Origin of the sequence: Burkholderia sp. ZZQ-2 (genome assembly GCF_050768715.1) — a bacterium.
Taxonomy (GTDB): domain Bacteria; phylum Pseudomonadota; class Gammaproteobacteria; order Burkholderiales; family Burkholderiaceae; genus Burkholderia; species Burkholderia cepacia.
Genome location: NZ_LDVA01000177.1, coordinates 25,691 through 47,164, shown reverse-complemented (window position 1 = coordinate 47,164; position 21,474 = coordinate 25,691). Strand labels below are relative to the sequence as shown.

The following is a 21,474-nucleotide window of genomic DNA, read 5'->3' as shown; positions in this document are numbered from 1 at the left end:
CGCCGCCTCGTTGCCCGTCGATTCGCATCCTTCACGTTCACATTCACATCCATGATCGCTTCCGGCAATTGAAACGCCGAACGGCCCCGCGCACGCCGCGAAGGCGTGAGCGGGGCCGCGACGGCGCGTTCGGTCAGATAAACGGCGTCAACAGCATGTCGATCAGCTTGATGCCGATGAACGGTGCGACGATTCCGCCCACGCCGTAGATCAGCAGGTTGCGCCCCAGCAGCTTCCCGGCCGGTTCCGCGCGATACTTCACGCCCTTCAGCGCGAGCGGGATCAGCGCGACGATGATCAGCGCATTGAAGATCACCGCCGACAGGATCGCCGACGTCGGGCTGTGCAGGCCCATCACGTTCAGCGCGCCGAGCGCCGGATAGGTCGCGACGAACGCGGCCGGGATGATCGCGAAATACTTCGCGAGATCGTTGGCGACGCTGAACGTGGTCAGCGCACCGCGCGTCATGATCATCTGCTTGCCGACCTCGACCACCTGCATCAGCTTCGTCGGGTTGCTGTCGAGGTCGACCATGTTGGCCGCCTCCTTCGCCGCCTGCGTGCCGCTGTGCATCGCGACGGCCACGTCGGCCTGCGCGAGTGCGGGCGCGTCGTTGGTGCCGTCGCCCGTCATCGCGACGAGATGGCCCTTTGCCTGGTGCTCGCGGATCAGCCGCAGCTTGTCCTCGGGCGTCGCTTCGGCCAGGTAGTCGTCGACGCCGGCTTCCGCCGCGATCGCGGCCGCAGTGAGCCGGTTGTCGCCGGTGATCATCACGGTCTTCACGCCGACCTTGCGCAACTCGGCGAAGCGCGCGGCGATCCCGTGCTTGACGATGTCCTTCAGCTCGATCGCGCCGAGCACGCGGGCGCCGTCGGCGACGACGAGCGGCGTGCCGCCGCGCCGCGCGATTTCGTTGACGGCCGTCTCGACCGCCTGCGGAAACGCACCGCCGAGCGCATCGACGTGCGCGCGGATCGCCGACGCCGCGCCCTTGCGCACCTGCCGCCCGCCGATATCGAGGCCGCTCATCCGCGTGCGTGCGCTAAACGGCACGGCAAAACCGCCGTCGATCGTCTTGCCCTCCAGCGAGAACCGCTGTTTCGCGAGCGCGACGATCGAACGCCCCTCGGGCGTCTCGTCGGCAAGCGACGACAGCTGCGCGGCCTCGGCCAGCGCACGCTCGTCCACGCCGGGCGCCGGCCGGAACTGCACGGCCTCGCGGTTGCCGAGCGTGATCGTGCCGGTCTTGTCGAGCAGCAGCACGTCGACGTCGCCGGCCGCCTCGATCGCGCGGCCCGACGTCGCGAGCACGTTCGCGCGCATCATGCGGCTCATCCCCGCGATGCCGATCGCCGACAGCAGCGCGCCGATCGTCGTCGGGATCAGGCAGACGAGCAGCGCGATCAGCACGGTCAGGCTCACCGCCGAACCCGACGCGTTCAGCAGCACGCTGAACTGCGAGAACGGCAGCAACGTCGCGCACACGAGCAGGAAGATGATCGTCAGCGCGACGAGCAGGATCGTCAGCGCGACTTCGTTCGGCGTCTTGCCGCGCTTCGCGCCCTCGACCATCGCGATCATCCGGTCGAGAAAAGCCTCGCCCGGCTGCGCGGTGATCTTCACGACGATCCAGTCGGACAGCACGCGCGTGCCGCCCGTCACCGACGAGAAATCGCCGCCCGACTCGCGGATCACGGGCGCGGATTCGCCGGTGATCGCCGATTCGTCGACCGACGCGACGCCGTCGATCACTTCGCCGTCGGCGGGAATCGTGTCGCCGGCCTCGACAAGCACGATGCTGCCGGCGGCGAGTTCGTCGCTCGGCACGCGATGGCTGGTGCTGCCGTACCGCTTCGGCTCGTCGAGCACCTTCGCATACACGCGCTTGCGCGCCGCGCGCAGCGCGTCGGCCTGCGCCTTGCCGCGCCCTTCGGCCAGCGCCTCGGCCGCGTTCGCGAACAGCACGGTGAACCACAGCCAGCACGCGACCGCGAAGATGAAGCCGGCCGGCGCATCGCCCGCGCCGGTCAGCGCCTGCAGCCACAGCACGGTCGTGACGATGCTGCCGAGATAGACGACGAACATCACGGGATTCTTCAACTGCACGCGCGGCGCGAGCTTGCGGAAGGCCTCGCGCAGCACGGCCGTCCGGCGCATCGGCGGCACGGCGCCGACCGGGAGCGCCGCCGGATTGATCGGGGTTTCGATATGGGACATGAGTGACTCCGTGGTTCCTGCCATTACTTCGCGCCGGCCGCCTGGCCGAATGCGCGATCCAGCGCGAGGTTCAGGTCGAGCACGCGCACGCGCGGTTCGCCGAGCACGCCGAGCTGGCGCGGCGATGCGATGCGTTCGACCAGCGCCGCGACCTGTGCGGCATCGACGCCGCGCGCCTGCGCGACGCGTGCCGCCTGCAGCCGCGCGTTCGCCACCGAGATCTCGGGATCGAGCCCCGATGCCGACGCGGTCACGGCATCCGCCGGCACCGGCGTGCCGGCGGCGAGCGCGTTCTCCTGCCGGTACGCGCGTACCCGCTGCGCGATATCCGCGAGGAGCTTCCTGCTGGTTGCCCCCTGGTTGCTGGCGCCGCTGCCGGCCGCGTTGTACGGCTGTTCGACCGTCTTCGACGGATCGGCCGGATCGGTGCCGGTCGTCGCGCTTGGCCGCCCGTGGAAGTAGCCCGCGCGCGTGAAGGACTGCCCGATCACCGTCGAGCCGATCGTCGTGCCGTTGCGCTCCACGAGACTGCCGCGCGCCTGCGACGGGAACAGCACGTTCGCGACGCCCGTGGTGAGCAGCGGATACGCGATGCCCGTGACGAGCATGAACAGCACCGACGATGCGATCACGGGCCGCACGAGGCCGCGCGTCGCCGCGCCGAACGAAGAACCGGGTGCCGGCGCGGCCGCGGCCGCTGCCTGGCGATTGCCTTGCATCATGATGTTTTCCTCAGAACAGTTGGCCGCCCGACATCAGCAGGTGCTCGACGACCGGGCCGAGCGCGAGCGCGGGCAGGAACGTGAGGCCGCCGACGACCAGGATCACGAAGACCAGCAGGCCGGCGAACAGGCCCGTCGACGTCGACAGCGTGCCCGCGCTTTCCGGCACGCTCTTCTTCGCGGCGAGGCTGCCCGCGACCGCGAGCATCGGCAGCAGCGTCAGATAGCGGCCGATCAGCATCGCGAAGCCGATCGTCGTGTTGAAGAACGGCGTGTTCGCGTTCAGGCCCGCGAACGCGGAGCCGTTGTTGGCGGTGCCCGACGTGTACGCGTACAGCACCTCGCTGAAGCCGTGCGGGCCGAGGTTCGCGAGGCTGTCCATCGTCGAGTGCAGCATCGCGGCCAGCGCGGTGAAGCCGAGGATGCTGAACGGATGCGCGAGCACCGCGAGCATCACGAGCTTCATCTCGCGCGCCTCGATCTTCTTGCCGAGGAATTCCGGCGTGCGGCCGATCATCATCCCGACCAGGAACACCGTGAGGATCGCGAACGTGAACAGGTTGATCAGCCCGACGCCGTCGCCGCCGAACACGTTGTTCAGCATCATCTGCGCGATCGGCACGAGGCCGCCGAGCGGCGTCAGCGAGTCGTGCATCGCGTCGACCGAGCCGGTGGTGGCGGCGGTCGTGACGGTGGCGAACAGGCTCGTCTGCGCGATGCCGAAGCGCATCTCCTTGCCTTCCATGTTGCCGCCCGGCTGCGCGGCGCTCATCTGCTGGTCGACGCCGAGCCCGGCCACGAGCGGATTGCCGTGCTGCTCGGCCGAATAGATCACGGCGAGGAAGCCGACGAACATCACGACGAACGCACCGAGGATCACCCAGCCCTGGCGGCGCCGGCCGATCATCGTGCCGAGCGTGTATGTCAGCGCGGACGGAATCAGCAGCATCGACAGCATGTGCAGCGTGTTGGTGAGCGGCGTCGGGTTCTCGAACGGATGGGCGGCGTTCATGCTGAAGAAGCCGCCGCCGTTCGTGCCGATGTGCTTGATCGATTCGAGGCTGGCAACGGGCCCCGTCACGATCTGCTGGCGCGCGCCTTCGAGCGTGGTCGCCCACGCATTGGACGCGAGCGTCTGCGGCATGCCCTGCCACACGTACACGAGCGCCATCGCGAAGCTGAGCGGCAGCAGCACACGATAGGTCACGCGCGTGAAGTCGACCCAGTAATTGCCGATGTCCGCCGCGCTCTTGCGGCTCAGCCCGCGGATGAAGCCGCCCGCGGCCGCGACGCCGGTCGCCGCGCTGGCCACCATCAGGAACGTGATGACGGCCATCTGCGAAAAGTTCGACAGGCTGCTCTCGCCCGCATACGCCTGCCAGTTCGTGTTCGTGATGAACGACGCGGCGGTGTTGAACGCGAGGTCCGGGCTTTGCGCGGCGCGCTGCAGTGCATCGAACGGCAGCGTGTCCTGGATGCGCAGCAGCAGATAGCCGAGCAGCATCATCCCGGCATTGCCGAGCAGCAGCACCATGCCGTAGCGCTGCCACGACATCGCTTCGTCGGGATTCACGCCGAGCAGCGCATAGGTACGGCGTTCGACCCACGCGTGGCGCGGGCTCGTAAAGGCGTGCGCGAGCCATTTCCCGACGACGGGCACCAGCGCCAGCATGATCGCGAGAACGATCGCGAATTGAATGAGATTGTTGAACATGTCGACGCTCGCTCAGATCCGGTCAAGGCCGGTGATGAAACCGGCCGTCAAGGCAAAGAACGCGAGCGTGAACAGAATGAAAAGCAGATCGCTCATGACATCCACCGATATTTTTCGAATTCCTGTTGAATCGCACCGATCAATACCGCTCGGGTTTGATCAAGGCATGAAACAGATAGATAAAGAGCGCGAGCGACAGCGCGCCGGTGATCCACAACATGGCTTTCCCCTTTTTTCATATGCGCGGCGACACCGCGCGATCGTCGGCGTGGCGGGCCTTGCCTTGCCGGCGCAGGCCCGTGTGACGCCCCCATGCTCGTCTGGCGAATGGGATGCGACAGTGTAGAAATCCGCGTATCAAAGCGGTGTTCAATTTCTTTACAAGGAATAAAAAAGCCGTAAAGACGAAAGCCGGCCGGCGTGGCATTTTTATGCGTTCTTTTCAGGGCCCGCGCGAGTCTATACACCGTATCGTCACCGCGATTCCTAGAATGGGCGGCATGTCAAAGACGAGATCTCCGCGGTGCGGAGCACGATGCGACCGGGGTGCCAGCATGAAACCGACCAGAACCGAAATCGCCGCTTCACGCGCTCTGTCGCCCGCTCGTTCGCGGCGCCGGTACCCTGCCGACGAACGCGTGCTGCTGTCGATCCGCGTCGAATCCGACAACCTCGCCGTCGTGCGGCGCCTGCTGCACCAGGCGGTCGGCGCCGCGCTCAATTTCTACACGGCCGCGATCGACAAGCGCACCGGGCGCGCCTGCATCGAGCTCGAGGTCGCACGGTCGCAGGCATCGCCGGCCATCCTGTCGATCCTCCGCCTGCTGCCGGCCGCCGAGTTCGGCACGATCCGCCTGTTGCAGCACTAGCGGCGTTCGCCGCGGCCGCGCGTGACACGCGTCACGCGCCGCCTCCCCTTTTCAACGATTCATCGATTCGAACGCGTGTTCCGGCGCGAACGCGCGACGAATCATCGTTCCCGTCGCGACGGGCCTTTCCAGGAAGCACTCGCAATGAAAAAAGCAGTCGTCGGTACCCTTTCCCTCGCATTCTTCGGCGCCGCCGCGCATGCGCAAAGCAGCGTCACGCTCTACGGGATGCTGGATGCGGGCATCGCCTATACGAACAACCAGTCGGGCAAAAGCGCGTGGCAGCAAGGCAGCGGCCTGCTGTCGAATACGGTCTTCGGCCTGAGCGGCAACGAGGATCTCGGCGGCGGCCTGCATGCGCTGTTCCGCCTCGAGAACGGCTTCAACCTGAACAACGGCACGCAGTCCTACCGGAACACGATGTTCGGCCGCCGCGCGTACGTCGGCCTGCAGAGCGACCGGTACGGTGCGGTGACGCTCGGCCGCCAATACGATGCCGTGGTCGACTACCTCGGCCCGCTCGCGATGGCGAACAACGGCGACGGCAACAATCTCGCGTCGCATCCGTTCGACAACGACAACATCGACGATTCGTTCTACATCGACAACGCGGTGAAATACACGAGCCCGACGCTCGCCGGCTGGCAGTTCGGCGGCCTGTACGGGTTCAGCAACGCGGCCGGCGGCTTCGCGAACAACCGCGCGTACAGCGCGGGCGTGTCGTATGCGAACGGGCCGGTCAGCCTCGGCGCCGCGTACCTGCAACTCAACCGCGGCGGGCTGACGGCCGGCGGCGCGCTGTCGACGAACGACGGCCCGAACTTCCCGGCCGTGCGCCAGCGCGTGATGGGCGCGGGCGGCAGCTACGCCTTCGACCGGCTGACGGTCGGCGCGCTGTGGACGCACTCGATGTTCGACGAAACGGCCGCGTCGTCGCTGCCCGGCGCGCTGAACGCGCTGCGCTTCGACAACTTCGAAGTCAACGCGCGCTACACGCTGACGCCGGCCGTCTCGTTCGCGGGCGCCTATACGTTCACCGACGGCCGCTACGACGACGCCACCGGCAGCCACCGGCCGAAATGGCACCAGGTGACGCTGATGGCCGACTACGCGCTGAGCAAGCGCACCGACGTGTATGCGGAGACGGTCTACCAGCACCAGTTCGGCGTGCCGTCGGGCGCGACGCTCGGCTTCGCGAACGTGACGGGGCTCGCGGCTTCGTCGACCAGCACGCAGGTAGTCGCGACGGTCGGCATCCGGCATCGGTTCTGACCGCGCGCGGACTGCCGCGGGCCGGCCGCTCTGTGCAATCCCGCATGGACGCGCGCCGGCCGAACAGGGATCATTCGGGAAATCCGGGCCCGCATGCCCGCGAAACCGGTACACTCGGCGCCGGGCGCGCGCCGGATCGGCATTCGGCGGCGGGCCGCCGCCGACTCTGGAACCGTGATCCCATGACCACACCGATCTATCAGGAAATCAAGGACTTCATCCTCGCGCGCATTCATGCCGGCGAATGGGCGGAAGGCGACCAGGTGCCGTCGGAGAACGAACTCGCGCGCGAATTCAACGTCGCGCGGATGACCGTGAACCGCGCACTGCGCGAACTGACCGCCGAGCAGGTGCTCACGCGCACGCGCGGCTCCGGCACGTACGTCGCGTCGCCGAAGTATGAATCGACGCTCGTCGCGATCCGCAGCATCTCGGACGAAGTCGCCGCGCGCGGCCACGGCTATCGCGCGCAGGTGCTGCTGGTCGGCGCGGCCGTTGCCGACGCGAAGCTCGCCGACGAACTGCAGCTCGACACCGGCAGCCCGATCTTCCATTCGCGCGTGCTGCACTTCGAGAACGACACGCCCGTGCAGCTCGAGGAACGCTGGGTCAATCCGGCCTGCGCGCCCGAATACGCATTGCAGGACTTCACGACGACGACGCCGAACCAGTACCTGACGCGCGTCGCGCCGCTGCAGCGCGTCGAATACCGGATCGAGGCCGCGATGCCCGACGCCGAAACACGCCGCCACCTGACGATGGACGACCGCGAGCCGTGCCTGCTGCTGCATCGGCGCACGTGGTCGCAAGGGATGGTCGCGTCGGTCGCCAACCTGTGGCACCCGGGCAGCCGCTATCGCTTCACCGGGCATTTCTGACGTCGACACGCGGGCTCACCGCGCGCCCGGCCGTCCCCAGCGCTCGATCGCACTGACGGCCAGCGTCAGGCCTTCGTCCTGTGCGATGCGCGCGCCGAGTTCCGTTGCGCGCGCCTTCGTGTCGCCGCGCTCCGCGAACGCAATGGCCCGCGCAAGCGCGGCGGCGTCCACGCGCCGCCCCGCGACCGGCGCATCCGCGACGCCAAGCCGCTGCAGCCGGTTCGCCCAGAAGAACTGATCGCCCGCGAACGGCACGACGACGGACGGAATGCCGGCCCGCGCAGCCGAATGCGTGGTGCCCGACCCGCCATGATGGATCGCCATCGACACACGCGGGAACAGCCGGTCATGCGGCGTATCGCCGATCACGTGAACGTGCGCGGGCAGCATCGACGCGTCGATACCGCTCCAGCCCGGATGGAACAGCGCACGCCGGCCGGCGAGCGCACGCACGAGTGCATCGGCCATCCCGGCACGATCGAAGCCGGCCATGCTGCCGAAACCGATGTACACGGGAGGATCGCCCGCGTCGAGAAACGCCGCGAGATCAGGCGGCGGTTCCCATGCACGTGCATCGATTCGCCACTGGCCGCAGGCCAGCGCCTGCGACGGCCAGTCGGCCGGGCCCGACAGCAGTGCCGGCGACACGCCGTACAGCATCGGATGATCGGTCCACACCCGCCTGCGCGGCGGCAACCCGCACACGCTCGCTCGCGCCGCGTTCGTCGACTTCCTGAACGCCTGCCACAGCAGCGCGTTCACGAACCGGTGGCTCGCGCGGTTCAGCCAGCGCGGCACCTTCCCCGGCGGCAGGAACGGCGATGCGAATGCCACGGTGGGCGTAATCGGGATCATGCCGGCGCCGATCGCCGGCACGCCGCGATACTCGGCAACCGACAAGCCGACGAACGATACGAGCCCCGACACGAGGATCGCATCGCACCCGGCTGATGCCTCCGCAACCTGCCGCATCCACGCGGCCGTGTTCGCATTGGCGATCGCCGCGAGCGCCTTCGACGTGTCGTTGAAGCCACCGCGCCCGCGCACCGCATCGGCCAATGCGCCCTCCGGCGCAATCGCGCGGCGGATATCGCCGGACAACGCCGCCGACGGCACGCCGAGCATGGCGGCCGAGCCGAGCGTTGCTGCGTCGGCCAGCAGCCGGACGTCATGGCCGGCATCGATCAGCGCACGGCCGAGCGCCGCGAGCGGGCGCGTGTCGCCTTCGGTGCCGTAGGTGGCGATGACGAGTTTCATGCGTGACTCCTTGCACCCGACGGTGGCAGGTGGATTCATAAAAGTGCACGTCGTATACTAATGCAATTCGTACACTTTCATCCGATCCCTCGCCATGCCGACTCCGACCGACGATCCGGGCCGCCGCGCGCGCAAGCGCATCCAGATGCTCGCGCACCTCGCCGCCACCGGCGCACGCCTGTTCGACGCGCACGGTTACGATGCCGTCACGATGGAGCAGATCGCCGCGCAGGCCGATGTCGCGAAGCGCACGCTGTACAACCACTTTGCGACGAAGGAAGCCGTGCTCGCGCACTGGCTCGAAGGCGAACTCGCGCGCGATCTCGCCCATCTGCAGCGCGACGTCGCGCGGCGCAAGACGTTCGTGTCGCGCATCGGCTGCGTGCTCGATGCATCGGCCGCGTGGTGCGAGCAGCATCCCGCGTACCTGCTCGCGTATCTGCGCCATCGCTTCCTGAGCATCGGCGTGGCCGAACCGGAAAGCGGCAACGAGAGCGGCAGCGATATCGCGCTCGTGTGGCAGCAGCTGATCGCAGCCGGGCAGCAATCAGGCGAACTGAACGGCACGCTGCGGGCCGACCAGCTCGCGACGTGGTTCCATCACCTGTATCTCGCGGCGATGCTGCGCTGGCTGACCGTGCCGGGCCTGTCGCTGAAACGGGAGTTCCAGGCGGTCGCGAAGCTGTTTGTCGAAGGCGCGGAAGCGAAACGCTGAACGGTACCGGTGATGCATCGAGCGACGCAGAACCGGCCAGTGCGGCGCCTCCGGTGAATACGGTGCGATAGCCGAGTCGCGCGGCGCATACGCATTTTTACGACGAACGCATGCATCGCATGCCAAATTTCCCGCGCGGCAGTATGCTGGCGACGTACGGCTGCGCACGACGCCTCGGGTAATCCCTGTATCGGCACATCGTCGCGCGGCCGTCGCGACCGCAATCATGCGTTGCAAGGAGGGATTCGTGATGGCAACCACGCATCAGCACTTCCACCTCGAACTACGGCACGCCACCGCGCCGACCTATTTCATCAGCTACCTGTTTCCCGCCTTGCTGTTCGTCTACGAGCTGCTGCGCGTCGGCCAATGGATCCGCGATCACGGGATGCAGTTCGGCGCGTTCAAGCAGATGGGTTACGAGTATCTGCTGATGCTGCTGTTCGTCGGACTGCAGACCCTCGTCGAGGCGATCTTCCTGCTCGGCGCCGCGATGCGCCGCGACAATCGCGACTTCGAGCACCGGCTGCCGAACGTGATCCTCGGGATCGGTCTCTCGATTGCGCTGCTGGCGATCGATCTCGCGATCCAGCTCGCGTTCTGAATGCCCGCTGCCCGCTCGGGGGCTCAGGCGCCCGAGCGGTGCAGGAGTTCGCAGACCGCGGCGAGCACGTCGACCGTCCGCCCGCATCGTCGCTCGATGACTTGTGTCAGCGAGTCTTGGACTCGTTAATGACAGGCTTGCTTCTAGAACGCATTTGCCCTTCCAGCCAGTATGGCGGGATACGGGACATCAAGCTGCTCTGCCACGTGAGCGGCATCCATGTCTTGCCACCATCCTCCGAATACACGATCTCGGGATTGTCCTTGTCCGCCATATGCGCATAATTGGCTGCGAGCCAGACATGGTTCGGATCGGCAACGTACGCACTGACAGCCTGGGAAATCGTATCAGGCAATTGGGTCGTGACCCACGTGATGCCATCATCGGAACGGATCAACGTTCCCTCAGTCGTACCCGTTATCCACCAATGTCCGTTCGGTGTCCAACCCAGTTCAAACAGATAATCCGGGTTGCCGAGATCGGTCGATTTTACGGCGCATGTCTCGGGCGAAATACTGACGGCAAGATAACGGGTATCGCCGGCCTGATTGCCGCCCAACGTTACCAGGCCGACCAGCGGCCCGTCCGCATCAACGAAGCGGACGACACCGCGCAGAAACTCGCTGGCACTTCCGTCTGCCGGATCAAGGCCCAGTTTCCTGACATTGACTTCGCACTCGTGCCCACCACGCCGGACCTTCACCGAACGATGAACATCGTCAGCAGACACGGTGTAATGAGCGCCGAGGACGATGGCTCGTCGATCTGCGTCGGTTTTTACCACACGACCATTGGCGCTATCGATGACCCTGTTGCCGATGTAGAAGCGCCCCTGCGTGTCGGCGCTCACCAATGGCCAATAGAAGCCCGCCGTATCGGTCACGGCGATTTGCCTGTCATCAGCCAAGACGAACCGCAGGTACTCCGAGTACTTCTGGAAAATCGTCAGCCGACCGATCTCCAGCTTGTGTACCGGATTGTCTGCGCCTGAATTCGCCGCATCAGCGACGCTTGCCGCGCCCCCGAATGCAAACAAGGCTGCAGCGAGCGTAGTCTTGATCCATTTAGCGCACTGCATCGGATTCTTCCTTACCCAATTCCGAAAGCCAAAACTTTGAGTTGCCGATAATCGTGCCACTATGACGCGAGGAGCGGGATCTGAAGTTATCGTATATATATTTCGAGTTCGGCCCACCTGCAATGAAAGCCTTCACTGCGTCGATCGATTCCTGCAAATCAGAACACTCGTTCTTTCCCAACGTCTTATACTTCGGATTTCCGGAATTAATGAATTTCGGCCTCGGCTTCGGCTGCAACGAGTCAAATTGACCAGTAGCATTGCAAACCATGGAAAACGTCTTAGCAATGTAATCGTTTCTTGGATATCCCTTTCGATTCAATCTGAAATAGAAAACGTTCAACAGAGCCTCTTTCTCAATCCGGCGATCGCTTTCATCGGGCAGTATCCCTGCTCCGCTCGACTCCGCATACAACACCCGGGCCAGGTAATTAAGGTCTGCCCCAGAGAACGTCAGATTTGCAGTACGCGGAGGACTGTTGGCGATCTTGAACGTTTCTTGCTCATCGATCCATTGGGGTTGACAAATATTGACCTCAACGCCTGCCGAATCATTTTTAGGGGTGACCTTTCCTTGTGCCTGGGCCATTGCCTGTTTCTCCTGATGCACTTGCAGAACTGTAAGCCGTTCGTCGTACGATTTTTTGATTTGCAGCGATAGTTAACGGGCCGGGCTCGAAATAACCAGAATCGATAAATTCGCATCCGAATCGTCGATCCGGCCTGTTGCAGGAAGCGACGCACCGTCGCGCGGGGTCAAGCCGCACGTGAGCGACAACAACGGTCGTCCGCCCATCCAGTCGGAGCTTGGCTGCGACAGGCTCACTTTGACCGGCGCCCTGTTTATGAAGGAAACGGGCACCACGTATCGCTGAACCAGAATCTGTCCGGATCCCGCATCCATCGCGTACAACCTTTGTGTCACTTGCGCGACGTCGCCGCAGTGCTGCTCGACGAGACGGGCAAAACGCGCACTCGTCACCTCATCGAGACTGAACTGCGGCAGCGCCTGATAGCGGATGGTCAATACGCCCGTCGAATGAGCCGGCACTGGAATGACCCAGGAGTACGACACGAAACCTTCCCAATCGCGGCCATCGCTCAGTTTCATTCCCAACTGAGGTTTAATTCGAGCAACTTTCGCGAGATCGCTCTCTTCACTCGGAAGCGGATCCAGGCCTGCCGCCCTTACCTCGCCGGTCACGTCCTTGCCGAGAAAAAACGCGCGCCGCCCGGTGACGAGCGGAATCGCTTTTCCGTCGAAGGTCACCTTCAAATCAGAAAAGCTTTTGTCATAATTCTCCTCACCAGCGCCAAGACGGTGAAACAGCGGTGTGTATGCGTAATACCCCCTCTTCACCAAAGCATGCGTTTCATTACTCAATCGTGCGGAAACGGTGACTGTTTTCCCATCCAGCGACACCTGGACATCAGATGGCCGGGCGTTGCCCTGTATCGCGCCGATCGTCAGCGGCACCGCATCTTCGAACTCGAAGGCCTGTGTGCATGTGGCCGCCATCGTCATAACCGCCCCGATCAAAAATCGCTTCGCACTCTTCATCATTTGCAATCGTCGGCAGACGGTAGGATGTAGTATCGATACACCGTGTACGGATCGCTCCGAAATACTTCGATGTTGTACGGCCCGTATGGGTGGTGAGTCCGGCCATTGAACGCAGTGTACATGTTGTTGTACTTTTTCTGCCCGCGCTTGTACAGGTTTCCGTCATATTTCGGGTTGTCGGGCGTAAACGGCGCATAGATTGCCATATGGCCATCCCAGAGCAACACGTCTCCCGCCTGCAACTTCTGTTTCGCCGGATCAATTTTACGAAAGCGATTCGTGGTTCGCGCAAAAGCCGCAAATGACGCAGTCGTCTGATATGGATAGGGAAATCCGGCCTCCACATAAATCTTGTTCGTCGACCCCGAACAGTCTCCGAGAACGGACTTTTCCGACGCAGCGCCAACCATGCGATATGGCGTACCTTCCCATGTGGCCGCCACGTTCACGACCTTCCAACCTTCATCTTCGGTGATGAATCTGCCGGCCGTGCAATCCTTGCCCGCTGTGATGGTCGTATCACTCGTCGCGGATGAGCTCAATGTAACTGGATCCATTAGTTCACTCCGGTATCTGCGGGATAGTCATCATGATTGCCAGGCCTATAGAGCAAATCCACTTTTACGATCTTTTCGCTGGTAAACAATGAGGTTTTGCCTTCGTCATCGGTCATGCCCTCGATGAGGCGACCGTCCTCCGCACGTATCTGATAGGGCATGTTCGCGATCGGCTCGCCAAAAGCATCTCGCACGACGAAATGCTCGTCGTAGACGTCATCCACGATTTCAAAGTGGACGGGCTGTCCGACGTAGCCTTCCACGACTTGCGTTTTTCCGCTCGCATCGGTCGTGCCTTCGATTACGTCATCGCCGATCGACATTCGGTATTTCTGATTCGGGACTGGCTTACCGTCATGCGATCGAAGCACAAAGTGCTGGTCGCCGGATTCCTGCTTCGTTATTGGCATGACGGGCAGGGGCACCGTTGCGCTTGCTGCGCCAGTCTTTTCCCACGATGCACACTTCTCCAGGATCTGCCCGGGCGTGCCGTTTTCGATCCCGCTACCGCTGATCTTGATGTATGAGCCGCCCGCTCCGACCCAGATCTCCTTTTCAGCTGACAGCACTACTCTTCCATTGCTGCTTGTGATTGTGACGTCCTTGAGGGCGGCGAGTGCCATGGCATTTCCTTGCGCCTGGAGTTCCACCTTCCCGTGGGCCGCAAACAGCTTCATGCCAGCGTTCTGAACAAAGATACTGAGCTTTTCACCGATGGTCGCAAGCAGGGATTTGCCGGCCACAACGTGCGTACTTTCGCCGCTGACGAGGTTAACGTGCTGATCTGCTGCAACTTGCGTTGACTGTTGAGTGGACAACGCAATGCCCGCCGGGCTCGCCATCAGCAATATCGGCTTCGAGAATCCATTTGCATTGCCCATTCCGCCACCCGCAGTTCGACCGCCCGTCGAAGCGCCGGCGGTATTCTGCTCCATCGCAGCACTGAAGGCCTTGAGCGCACCATATCCCTCTTTCGTGCCTTCCGCGCGAGCCTGGACACTGGCATCCGATAAAGTCTCCATCAGACTCTCGGCGTTCACGAGTTGTCCTCGCGATTCGCCTGCATCCAATGCCTGGCTGCTCATTTCCTTCGAGTGCGTGCTCACGTAAAGCCCACGATTCGCTCGCACAGCACCGTAATGGTCCGTCTTCAAGTCAAAGCCGCTGCCGAGATACGAGCCGCGCATATTGCCGCTCTGCTCAACTAGGTACCCGAGATGCAACAGGCTGTTGCCGGTGCTGCTCATCAGCCGAACACGGTTTTGTCCAGTAGCGTCGTCCAACGCTAGTTCGTTAAAGCCGGTCCCGGCGTATTCCTTAGTCCGGTAACCCGACAGAATGCCGTTGCTGTGCCACTGAGGCCGGACGGCGCCATTGAATACGCGATGCAAAACAATTGGGCGATCACAGTCCCCCCCGACATGCCCTACGATGACCTCTTCGCCGACACGCGGAACGTGAATACCGCCGTACCCTCCGCCCGTATCCGATTGCGCAACGCGCACCCAGCAAGAGGCCTTCTCGTCGCCAGGGTTGAGACGATCCCAAATGAACTGGATCTTGATTCGGTTGAGCGCATCCGTATAAACCTCTTCACCCTTTGGTCCAACCACCATCGCCGTCTCCAGATGCATCACCGGCTTCGTGTGCTCAAACGGACTGCGGTACGGGACCGTGACACGCTGCGCTTCGACCTGTACCAGGAAGAAACCTTCGCTGCCGTCGGAATGGCGAATCGTGAGCGACGCGTCGCCCGAGTAGCCGGCCATGGCTTCATCGACCCGCCCCTTCAGGCTATGCGGGAAGTTCTTTTCTTGTTCGGAAAGCGGCAGATTATTCTCGATATACCGGGAAACCTTGATCGCAACGAATTCCCGTTGGCTCTCCGAATCGCTGTCGTGCTCGGGGTGATTCTCCAGACGGAAACGAAGCCCGGCATCAATTCCACGGACACCGCCCGCGCCATGGAAGCGCTTTGCGCGCGATTCCCATTCTTCAAGATGGATTTGGGTCAAATGATCGCCACGATCCTGATCCGAATAGGTGTACGCGCCCGTGTACGAATAGATCTCGAGCTGGCTGGGCAAGTCCCCTTGATCCAGCCGCGACGGCAACGACGTGCCTTTCGGGCTGAACGACGACGCGGGGGCCTTGTAGTCGAATGTTCGGGTCGTGTAGGTCACGCTTTGCAGCGTGCGCGATCCGGACCACTGGGTGAACGCGTTGGCCTCGCTATTCGCGCCTGAGCGGTAGAACCGCACGGTCTCCGGCAACATCTTGTCCAGATTGTGGATATCGTCGACGATCACGAACGTATGCGACTTGCCGTCGTTCGCCTGTCGCCAGAAGCCGTACAACCCCTCGGACTCCAGCAGCCGATGCACAAAATTCCAGTCCGTTTCGCTTTGCCGGCAATATGAGCGCGATGGCAGCGGCTTGGACAACACGAACTGGAATTGCCCTTGCGCCTGAGGATGCGCGTTGAACACATCCGTGACGATCTCGTCGACCGGTTTGTCCTGCCAATGCCGCATATCACTGCGGAACTTCAGGAAATGCATCCACGACGCGAAACTCAACTGATAGGCAGTCAAGCCGCCATCGGCGCCCAATCGGCGGGCCGTATGGATATAGCCGTTGATCGGCAGATAAGATTTGTCCTCTTGCTGAATCCACAACGTCATCTGTTGTGCGATAAGCGTCTTCAGTTCGATGTCGCCAGCCGTTGATACCATGTCAAGCTCGACGGCGAAATCCCGGCCTAATTCGACATGGGTAACCGCCCTGCGGGGTAATAACGTATTGCTGGGTAGACTCGGAATTTCAGATTTCAGCAGCCGGTCTTGCTGAATCAGGCCACCGCGAATGGCCTGTGCCAGTTCGATCATGTTCATGCGTCACTCGTTCGACATTCTTATTGGATACGCCCGCGCCCATGCCCGCACTTTGCTGCGAACAAATGGTTCCCCGACCTCACGTGCCGCCACAGAACCACCCCGGAAAGACTGGGAATTTACTACATGTTGATTCTTAAAGAAACGCTCGAGCGACATCTCCGGCCCATTTCCATTAGAGATCTAGCCCTAACTGCTCACAGCCAGGTAAAAACACCATCCGCTCAATATCGATTCAGAAAAAATACCGACACAGTGCGGTCACATACTCAACTCGGCGTCCGTGAGGTCGCCATTTCTTGTTTCAACCCGATGGTTGTCGTCTTATGCAGTCCCCCTCGTCGGTCTCGCGCGGGTCAATATACGCTGCGCAGGCGCGAACGATTCCTCAGTTTTCAGGCCAGAACGGCGGATCAACAACTCATCGCACGACCATCCTGCGCTCACACCCCATGCCGCATCAGGAAATCCTTCACCGCGTCGAGCACGTCGTCGGTCCGCTCGCGGTGCGGCATGTGCCCGCATCGGCCGAGCAACAGATACGACGACGGCCCCGCGACGCGCGCGGCGATCCGCTTCGGATGCACGTCGGATCCGTATTCGTCGTCTTCGCCGTGAATCGCGAGCGTCGCGCATTGCACGCGCGGCAGATCGTCGTCGAGACTCCAGTGGCGAAACGCGGGCGACAGCCACGTGTCGACCCACGCGCGCAGCACCCATTCGGCCTTGTTGCCGTGATAGCGCGCGAGTCGGTCGAGCTGGCCCGGCTCGTCGAACTGCTGCCCCGCGTCGCGAATGCCGGCCAGCGTGCGATCCTCGACGAACGCCTGCGCGGCGATCGTCACGAGCGCACGGCAACGCGCCGGATAGGCGGCGGCACACCCGACCGCCATCCCGCCGCCGACGCTGTGCCCTAACGCGACGAACGCATCGATATCGAGTTGGTCGAGCAATGCCGCGAATGCATGATCGGCCTCGTCGCGCACGAACGTCGTGCCGAGCTTCCCCGGGTGCCGATCCGAACGGCCGAAACCGAGGCGGTCGTAGGCGATCACGTCGCGCTGCGTGGCGCTCGAGAGCTGCGCGGGGAAGTCGCGCCACAGGTCGACGCAGCCGAGCGAATCGTGCAGCAGCACGATCGGTGCGGCCGGCTTAGGTGCGGCCGGCTCGGAGGCGGCCGGCTCGGGCGCACCCGCTGCCCGTTGCGCCGGGCCGCCGCGCCAGCGTTTCGCAAAGAGGCGCCCTTGCGGCGTCTCGACGGTTGTCTCCTCGATCGGAATGTCGGTCATGTGCCTGTCGTCTGCATGAAAGCGGCCGCACCTCGGCGGCCTTGCCGGATCCGGCGATGTTGGCCCGCGCCCGCGCCCAGCGTCAAGCAAGCCCCCACCGCCCGCGCGTTCATTCGGGCTGCGGCGGCAGATACTCCATCTGCGCCTCGTCGTACAGCCGGTAGATCAGCGCCTGCATCGCGCGGATGTCCTCCGATTCGTCGAGCATCCGCATGCTCATGATGATCGGCGACACGAGGTTCGGATCGTCGAGCGGCTTGTAGCTGATGTCGTCGCGCTTCAGCCCGTACACGCTGTGCGGCACCACCGACACGCCCTCGCCCATCGCGACGAGACCGAGCGCGATCTGCAGTTCGCGCGTCTCGTAGATCTTGCGCGGCTGCAGCGCGCGATCGTGAAAGGCCGCGAGCACCTGGTCCGCATAGCTCGGGCGCGGCGCCTTCGGAAAGATGATCAGCGTGTCGTTCACGAGATCGTGCAGCGACAGCACGGGCTTCGCGCTGTCGAGCACATGGCCGACCGGCAACGCGACGATCATCCGCTCCTCGCGCAGCACGACGCGCCGCACGCTCGGGTCCTCGTGGCGGATGCGTCCGAACCCGACGTCGATGCGCCCTTCCTTCAGCGCCTTGATCTGGTCCATCGTCGACATCTCGTGCAGGCTCAGCTCGACGGCCGGATACTCGCTGCGAAAGCGCCGGATGATCTTCGGCAGCATTCCGTACAGCGTCGAGCCGACGAAGCCGACCGACATGCTGCGTTCGATCTTGCCGACCCGCTTCGTCATCGATTCGAGCTCGGTCGTCTGTGCGAGCAGCTGCACCGCGTGCGAATAGAAGAAGCGCCCCGCGTCGGTCAGCTTCAGCGGCCGCGCGTTGCGCTCGAACAGCGGCACGCCGAGCGCTTCCTCGAGCTGCTGGATCTGCCGGCTCAGCGGCGGCTGCGCGATATGCAGCCGTTCGGCCGCCCGCGTGAAATTCCGCTCTTCGGCAACCGCGACGAAGTAGCGGAGGTGTCTCAACTCCATGTTCGATGTCTCCCGGACAGCGATCCGGCGGTCAACCCTGGCCGGACGATGTCGTCACGATACCGCAGGCGGCGCAATCCGCCACGCGCGGCCCCGGCGCCGTGCCGCCCAAAGCAAAACGGGAAGCCCGCGAGCTTCCCGTTGCCTGATCGGCGCCGCGGCACGGCGGCGTCACGCGCCGTCCGTCACACCTCGGTCGCGTAGAGCGCGTCGCGCTGCGCGTCGCTCAGCGAGTCGAGCGGCACGTCCGGCAGCTGGTAGCAGATCATCGTGCCGTACAGCTCCGCGAGGCAATTGCTGCCGGCGTCGAGCGCGTAGCCGTCCTCGCCGTCAGGCGCCGGCGGGTACACTTCGCGCCACGCGTTGATCGCGGCTTCGATTCGCACGATGGAAACGGGTCCGGCCTTCCGCTCGGCGGGTGATGCGCTCATGGATTCCTCTGGGTTGCGCGCTCCGCGGGCCGTATCGGCCCCGATGGAACGATGAAAACGCCGGGCATCTCGCCGGCCGCCGCACCGCGCGCGCGCCGGATGCCGATCCGCGCTGCGCGCCTCGCGCCGGCCGGGCCGTGGCCCGGTAGGGTCGGGCAATATAACCGGCTTTGACCCCGTGCAGGCAAAAGCCGGGCAAAAAAAACGGGAAGCGCGCGGCTTCCCGTTTCGTCGCATGCCGAGCGGCTGTACGCCGCGCCCGCGTCAGCCCGCGGTTTCGCGGTTCGCCACCGGCTGCCGCTGCGCGCCGCGGCTCGCGGCGATCCACGGCGCGATTTCCATGTCCTCGTAGCGCACGAAACGGCTCTTCTTCAGGAACCGGAAGCCGAGCCACACGACGAGGAACAGCGGAATGCCGATATAGGTCGCGGCCACGCCGGCCCAGTCGATCCGGTTCGCGAGGAACGCCTGATAGTCCTGCCCGAGCGCGATCACGAGGCACAGCACGAATGCGAACAGCGGGCCGAACGGGAACCACTTCGACTGGTACGGCAGCTGGTCGAGCGCGTAGCCCTGCTTCACGTACCCCTTGCGGAACCGGTAGTGGCTGACCGCGATGCCGAGCCATGCGATGAAGCCCGTCATCCCCGACGTGTTCAGCAGCCACAGGTACACGGTCTTGTCGCCGTACAGCGACGTGAAGAAGCACAGCGCGCCGACGGCCGTCGTCGCGTACAGCGCGTTGCGCGGCACGCCGCCGCGCGACAGCTTCGCGAAGATCCTCGGCGCACGGCCTTCGGTCGCGAGGTTGTAGAGCATCCGCGTGGACGCGTACATGCCCGAGTTGCCGGCCGACAGCACGGCCGTCAGGATCACCGCGTTCATCACGCCGGCCGCGAATGCGAGGCCCGCGTGGCGGAACACGAGCGTGAACGGGCTCACGCCGATGTCGGTCACGTCCGTCTTGAGCAGGTTCGGGTCGGTATAGGGAATCAGCACGCCGATCACGAAGATCGCGAACACGTAGAACAGCAGGATCCGCCAGAACACCTGGCGCACCGCGCGCGGGATCGTCGTGCGCGGGTTTTCCGATTCGCCGGCCGCGACGCCGATCAGCTCGGTGCCCTGGAACGAGAAGCCGGCGATCATCGCGACGCCCATCAACGCCGGCAGGCCGCCCGCGAACGGGGCGTCGCCGATCGTCAGGTTGCCCCAGCCGTTGCCCGGCGCGCCCTTCAGAATGCCGAAGATCATCAGCAGGCCGACGCCGATGAACGCGACCACGGTGACGACCTTGATCAGCGCGAACCAGTATTCGGCCTCGCCGAAGCCGCGCACGGTCAGCGCGTTGAGCAGGAACATCACGCCGAGGAACGCCGCGCTCCACCACACGCCCGGGACGTCCGGAAACCAGTAATGCATCACGAGCTGCGCGGCGACGAGCTCCACCGCGATCGTCACAGCCCAGTTGTACCAGTAGTTCCAGCCGAGCGCGAAACCGAAGCCCTCGTCCACGTATTTCGCGCCGTAGGTCGCGAACGAGCCCGACACCGGCATGAACGCGGCCATTTCGCCGAGGCTCGTCATCAGGAAGTAGACCATCAGGCCGATCAGCATGTACGCGACCATCGCGCCGCCGGGGCCGGCCTGCGAGATCGACGCGCCGGACGCGACGAACAGGCCCGTGCCGATCGAGCCGCCGATGGCGATCATCGTCAGGTGGCGCGCCTTCAGCGCGCGATGAAGCTTGGGTGGGTTCGCGGACGAACCGGGTTGGTCGGATTTCGGAAGTGCGGACATAAACGAGACGAACGTTGAGCGGGCCGGCATCCGTAGCCGGCGCATGCGGAATCGGAGCGCGGGGCGCGTCCTGCGATGCATTCGATGCGGCCCCGATACGCGTTGCGCGGCGGGCGCCTGCGGCGAAGCGCGGATTCTACCTGATTCGTCACGGGGACAGCTCGGGTGCCGCCGCCCGCGGCCGCTCCGGAGATTTCACAGAATCAAGGGGTTGGCCGCGTCGCGACCGGGTCAGGCCGGGCCGCCGCCGCGCGCCGGCGCAAAAAACCATGCGTTCCGGGTGGTCATCCGGTTTTCCGCTGCCACGGAGTTTCTCCATTGGCTTGTCGCAATCCGCCAGCTACCACGCCGGCATACATAATCGCCGGGTAATCACGGGATTATTCAGACAAAATGACCGGTATCGGCAATTGATTCAAATCAAATCACTCGCACCTAAAGCGGTAACGATGCGTAACCGTTTTGAATCACCGCCCCGGCATGCATGTTTTGCATGCGCACACGAATGTCTGGAATTCGCGAGATAATGCGGCCCGATTCGAAATCAACAGCGAGCGGAATCGCCAACGACGCGAAATCCGCCGC

The 21,474-nt window shown here is 63.9% G+C and carries 19 protein-coding genes; 6 read left to right on the top strand and 13 right to left on the bottom strand.

Annotated features, from left to right (window positions below; all coding sequences use genetic code 11):
• Positions 1-133 precede the first annotated feature (133 nt).
• The 3 genes from kdpB to kdpA all read right to left on the bottom strand — a co-directional run bounded on the left by kdpB (position 134) and on the right by kdpA (position 4,654).
• Complete coding sequence (gene kdpB, locus ABY44_RS11635; protein ID WP_060173224.1) at positions 134-2,158, bottom strand: potassium-transporting ATPase subunit KdpB; 2,025 nt, start codon at positions 2,156-2,158, stop codon at positions 134-136.
• Positions 2,159-2,241: 83 nt separating this feature from the next.
• Positions 2,242-2,940, bottom strand: a complete 699-nt coding sequence (kdpC, locus tag ABY44_RS11630) for a potassium-transporting ATPase subunit KdpC (protein ID WP_027790948.1) — start codon at positions 2,938-2,940, stop codon at positions 2,242-2,244.
• A gap of 10 nt (positions 2,941-2,950) precedes the next feature.
• Positions 2,951-4,654 carry a potassium-transporting ATPase subunit KdpA gene (kdpA, locus tag ABY44_RS11625; RefSeq protein ID WP_060173075.1) on the bottom strand — a complete coding sequence of 568 codons (1,704 nt, stop codon included), beginning with the start codon at positions 4,652-4,654 and terminating at the stop codon, positions 2,951-2,953.
• Between kdpA and ABY44_RS11620 the strand changes: the two genes are divergently transcribed.
• The 4 genes from ABY44_RS11620 to hutC all read left to right on the top strand — a co-directional run bounded on the left by ABY44_RS11620 (position 4,653) and on the right by hutC (position 7,673).
• Positions 4,653-5,000, top strand: a complete 348-nt coding sequence (locus ABY44_RS11620; protein ID WP_230948805.1) for a hypothetical protein — start codon at positions 4,653-4,655, stop codon at positions 4,998-5,000. The two genes, kdpA and ABY44_RS11620, sit on opposite strands and share 2 nt — an antisense overlap.
• A gap of 208 nt (positions 5,001-5,208) precedes the next feature.
• Complete coding sequence (locus tag ABY44_RS11615) at positions 5,209-5,523, top strand: hypothetical protein (RefSeq protein WP_081072736.1); 315 nt, start codon at positions 5,209-5,211, stop codon at positions 5,521-5,523.
• 144 nt (positions 5,524-5,667) lie between these two features.
• The gene (locus ABY44_RS11610) at positions 5,668-6,795 is read left to right on the top strand and encodes a porin (RefSeq protein ID WP_060173074.1); all 1,128 of its coding nucleotides are present in this window, start codon (positions 5,668-5,670) and stop codon (positions 6,793-6,795) included.
• Between the two features lie 182 nt (positions 6,796-6,977).
• Positions 6,978-7,673: a histidine utilization repressor gene (hutC, locus tag ABY44_RS11605; protein WP_060065241.1), complete on the top strand. Its 696-nt coding sequence runs from the start codon at positions 6,978-6,980 to the stop codon at positions 7,671-7,673.
• A 15-nt stretch (positions 7,674-7,688) separates the two neighbouring features.
• Here hutC and ABY44_RS11600 read toward each other — a convergent pair whose 3' ends face one another.
• Positions 7,689-8,930, bottom strand: coding sequence for a glycosyltransferase (locus ABY44_RS11600; RefSeq protein ID WP_060173073.1), 1,242 nt, complete (start codon positions 8,928-8,930; stop codon positions 7,689-7,691).
• A 94-nt stretch (positions 8,931-9,024) separates the two neighbouring features.
• Between ABY44_RS11600 and ABY44_RS11595 the strand changes: the two genes are divergently transcribed.
• Complete coding sequence (locus tag ABY44_RS11595; protein WP_027790942.1) at positions 9,025-9,645, top strand: TetR/AcrR family transcriptional regulator; 621 nt, start codon at positions 9,025-9,027, stop codon at positions 9,643-9,645.
• 250 nt (positions 9,646-9,895) lie between these two features.
• Positions 9,896-10,249, top strand: coding sequence for a hypothetical protein (locus tag ABY44_RS11590; RefSeq protein WP_431641202.1), 354 nt, complete (start codon positions 9,896-9,898; stop codon positions 10,247-10,249).
• A gap of 106 nt (positions 10,250-10,355) precedes the next feature.
• Here the strand turns inward: ABY44_RS11590 and ABY44_RS11585 are convergent, their stop codons facing one another.
• From ABY44_RS11585 to ABY44_RS11545, 9 genes are all read right to left on the bottom strand, one after another.
• Positions 10,356-11,327, bottom strand: coding sequence for a sialidase family protein (locus tag ABY44_RS11585; protein ID WP_060173072.1), 972 nt, complete (start codon positions 11,325-11,327; stop codon positions 10,356-10,358).
• Positions 11,314-11,916 carry a hypothetical protein gene (locus ABY44_RS11580; RefSeq protein ID WP_155637932.1) on the bottom strand — a complete coding sequence of 201 codons (603 nt, stop codon included), beginning with the start codon at positions 11,914-11,916 and terminating at the stop codon, positions 11,314-11,316. Before ABY44_RS11580 ends, ABY44_RS11585 begins: the two co-directional genes overlap by 14 nt.
• 72 nt (positions 11,917-11,988) lie before the next feature.
• Positions 11,989-12,891, bottom strand: a complete 903-nt coding sequence (locus ABY44_RS11575; RefSeq protein ID WP_060173071.1) for a hypothetical protein — start codon at positions 12,889-12,891, stop codon at positions 11,989-11,991.
• Positions 12,888-13,448, bottom strand: coding sequence for an NlpC/P60 family protein (locus tag ABY44_RS11570; RefSeq protein WP_124534974.1), 561 nt, complete (start codon positions 13,446-13,448; stop codon positions 12,888-12,890). The genes ABY44_RS11575 and ABY44_RS11570 overlap by 4 nt, the downstream gene beginning before the upstream one ends.
• Complete coding sequence (locus ABY44_RS11565; protein ID WP_081072735.1) at positions 13,448-16,342, bottom strand: type VI secretion system Vgr family protein; 2,895 nt, start codon at positions 16,340-16,342, stop codon at positions 13,448-13,450. The genes ABY44_RS11570 and ABY44_RS11565 overlap by 1 nt, the downstream gene beginning before the upstream one ends.
• Before the next feature lie 443 nt (positions 16,343-16,785).
• Positions 16,786-17,631: an alpha/beta fold hydrolase gene (locus ABY44_RS11560; RefSeq protein WP_060173069.1), complete on the bottom strand. Its 846-nt coding sequence runs from the start codon at positions 17,629-17,631 to the stop codon at positions 16,786-16,788.
• Between the two features lie 109 nt (positions 17,632-17,740).
• Positions 17,741-18,658: a LysR family transcriptional regulator gene (locus ABY44_RS11555; protein ID WP_021157347.1), complete on the bottom strand. Its 918-nt coding sequence runs from the start codon at positions 18,656-18,658 to the stop codon at positions 17,741-17,743.
• A gap of 185 nt (positions 18,659-18,843) precedes the next feature.
• On the bottom strand, positions 18,844-19,089 hold the full coding sequence (locus ABY44_RS11550) for a DUF3717 domain-containing protein (RefSeq protein ID WP_042973317.1): 246 nt from the start codon (positions 19,087-19,089) through the stop codon (positions 18,844-18,846).
• Positions 19,090-19,353: 264 nt separating this feature from the next.
• A complete protein-coding gene (locus tag ABY44_RS11545) occupies positions 19,354-20,889 on the bottom strand; it encodes an amino acid permease (protein WP_027790938.1) in 1,536 nt (511 codons plus the stop codon).
• Positions 20,890-21,474 lie beyond the last annotated feature (585 nt).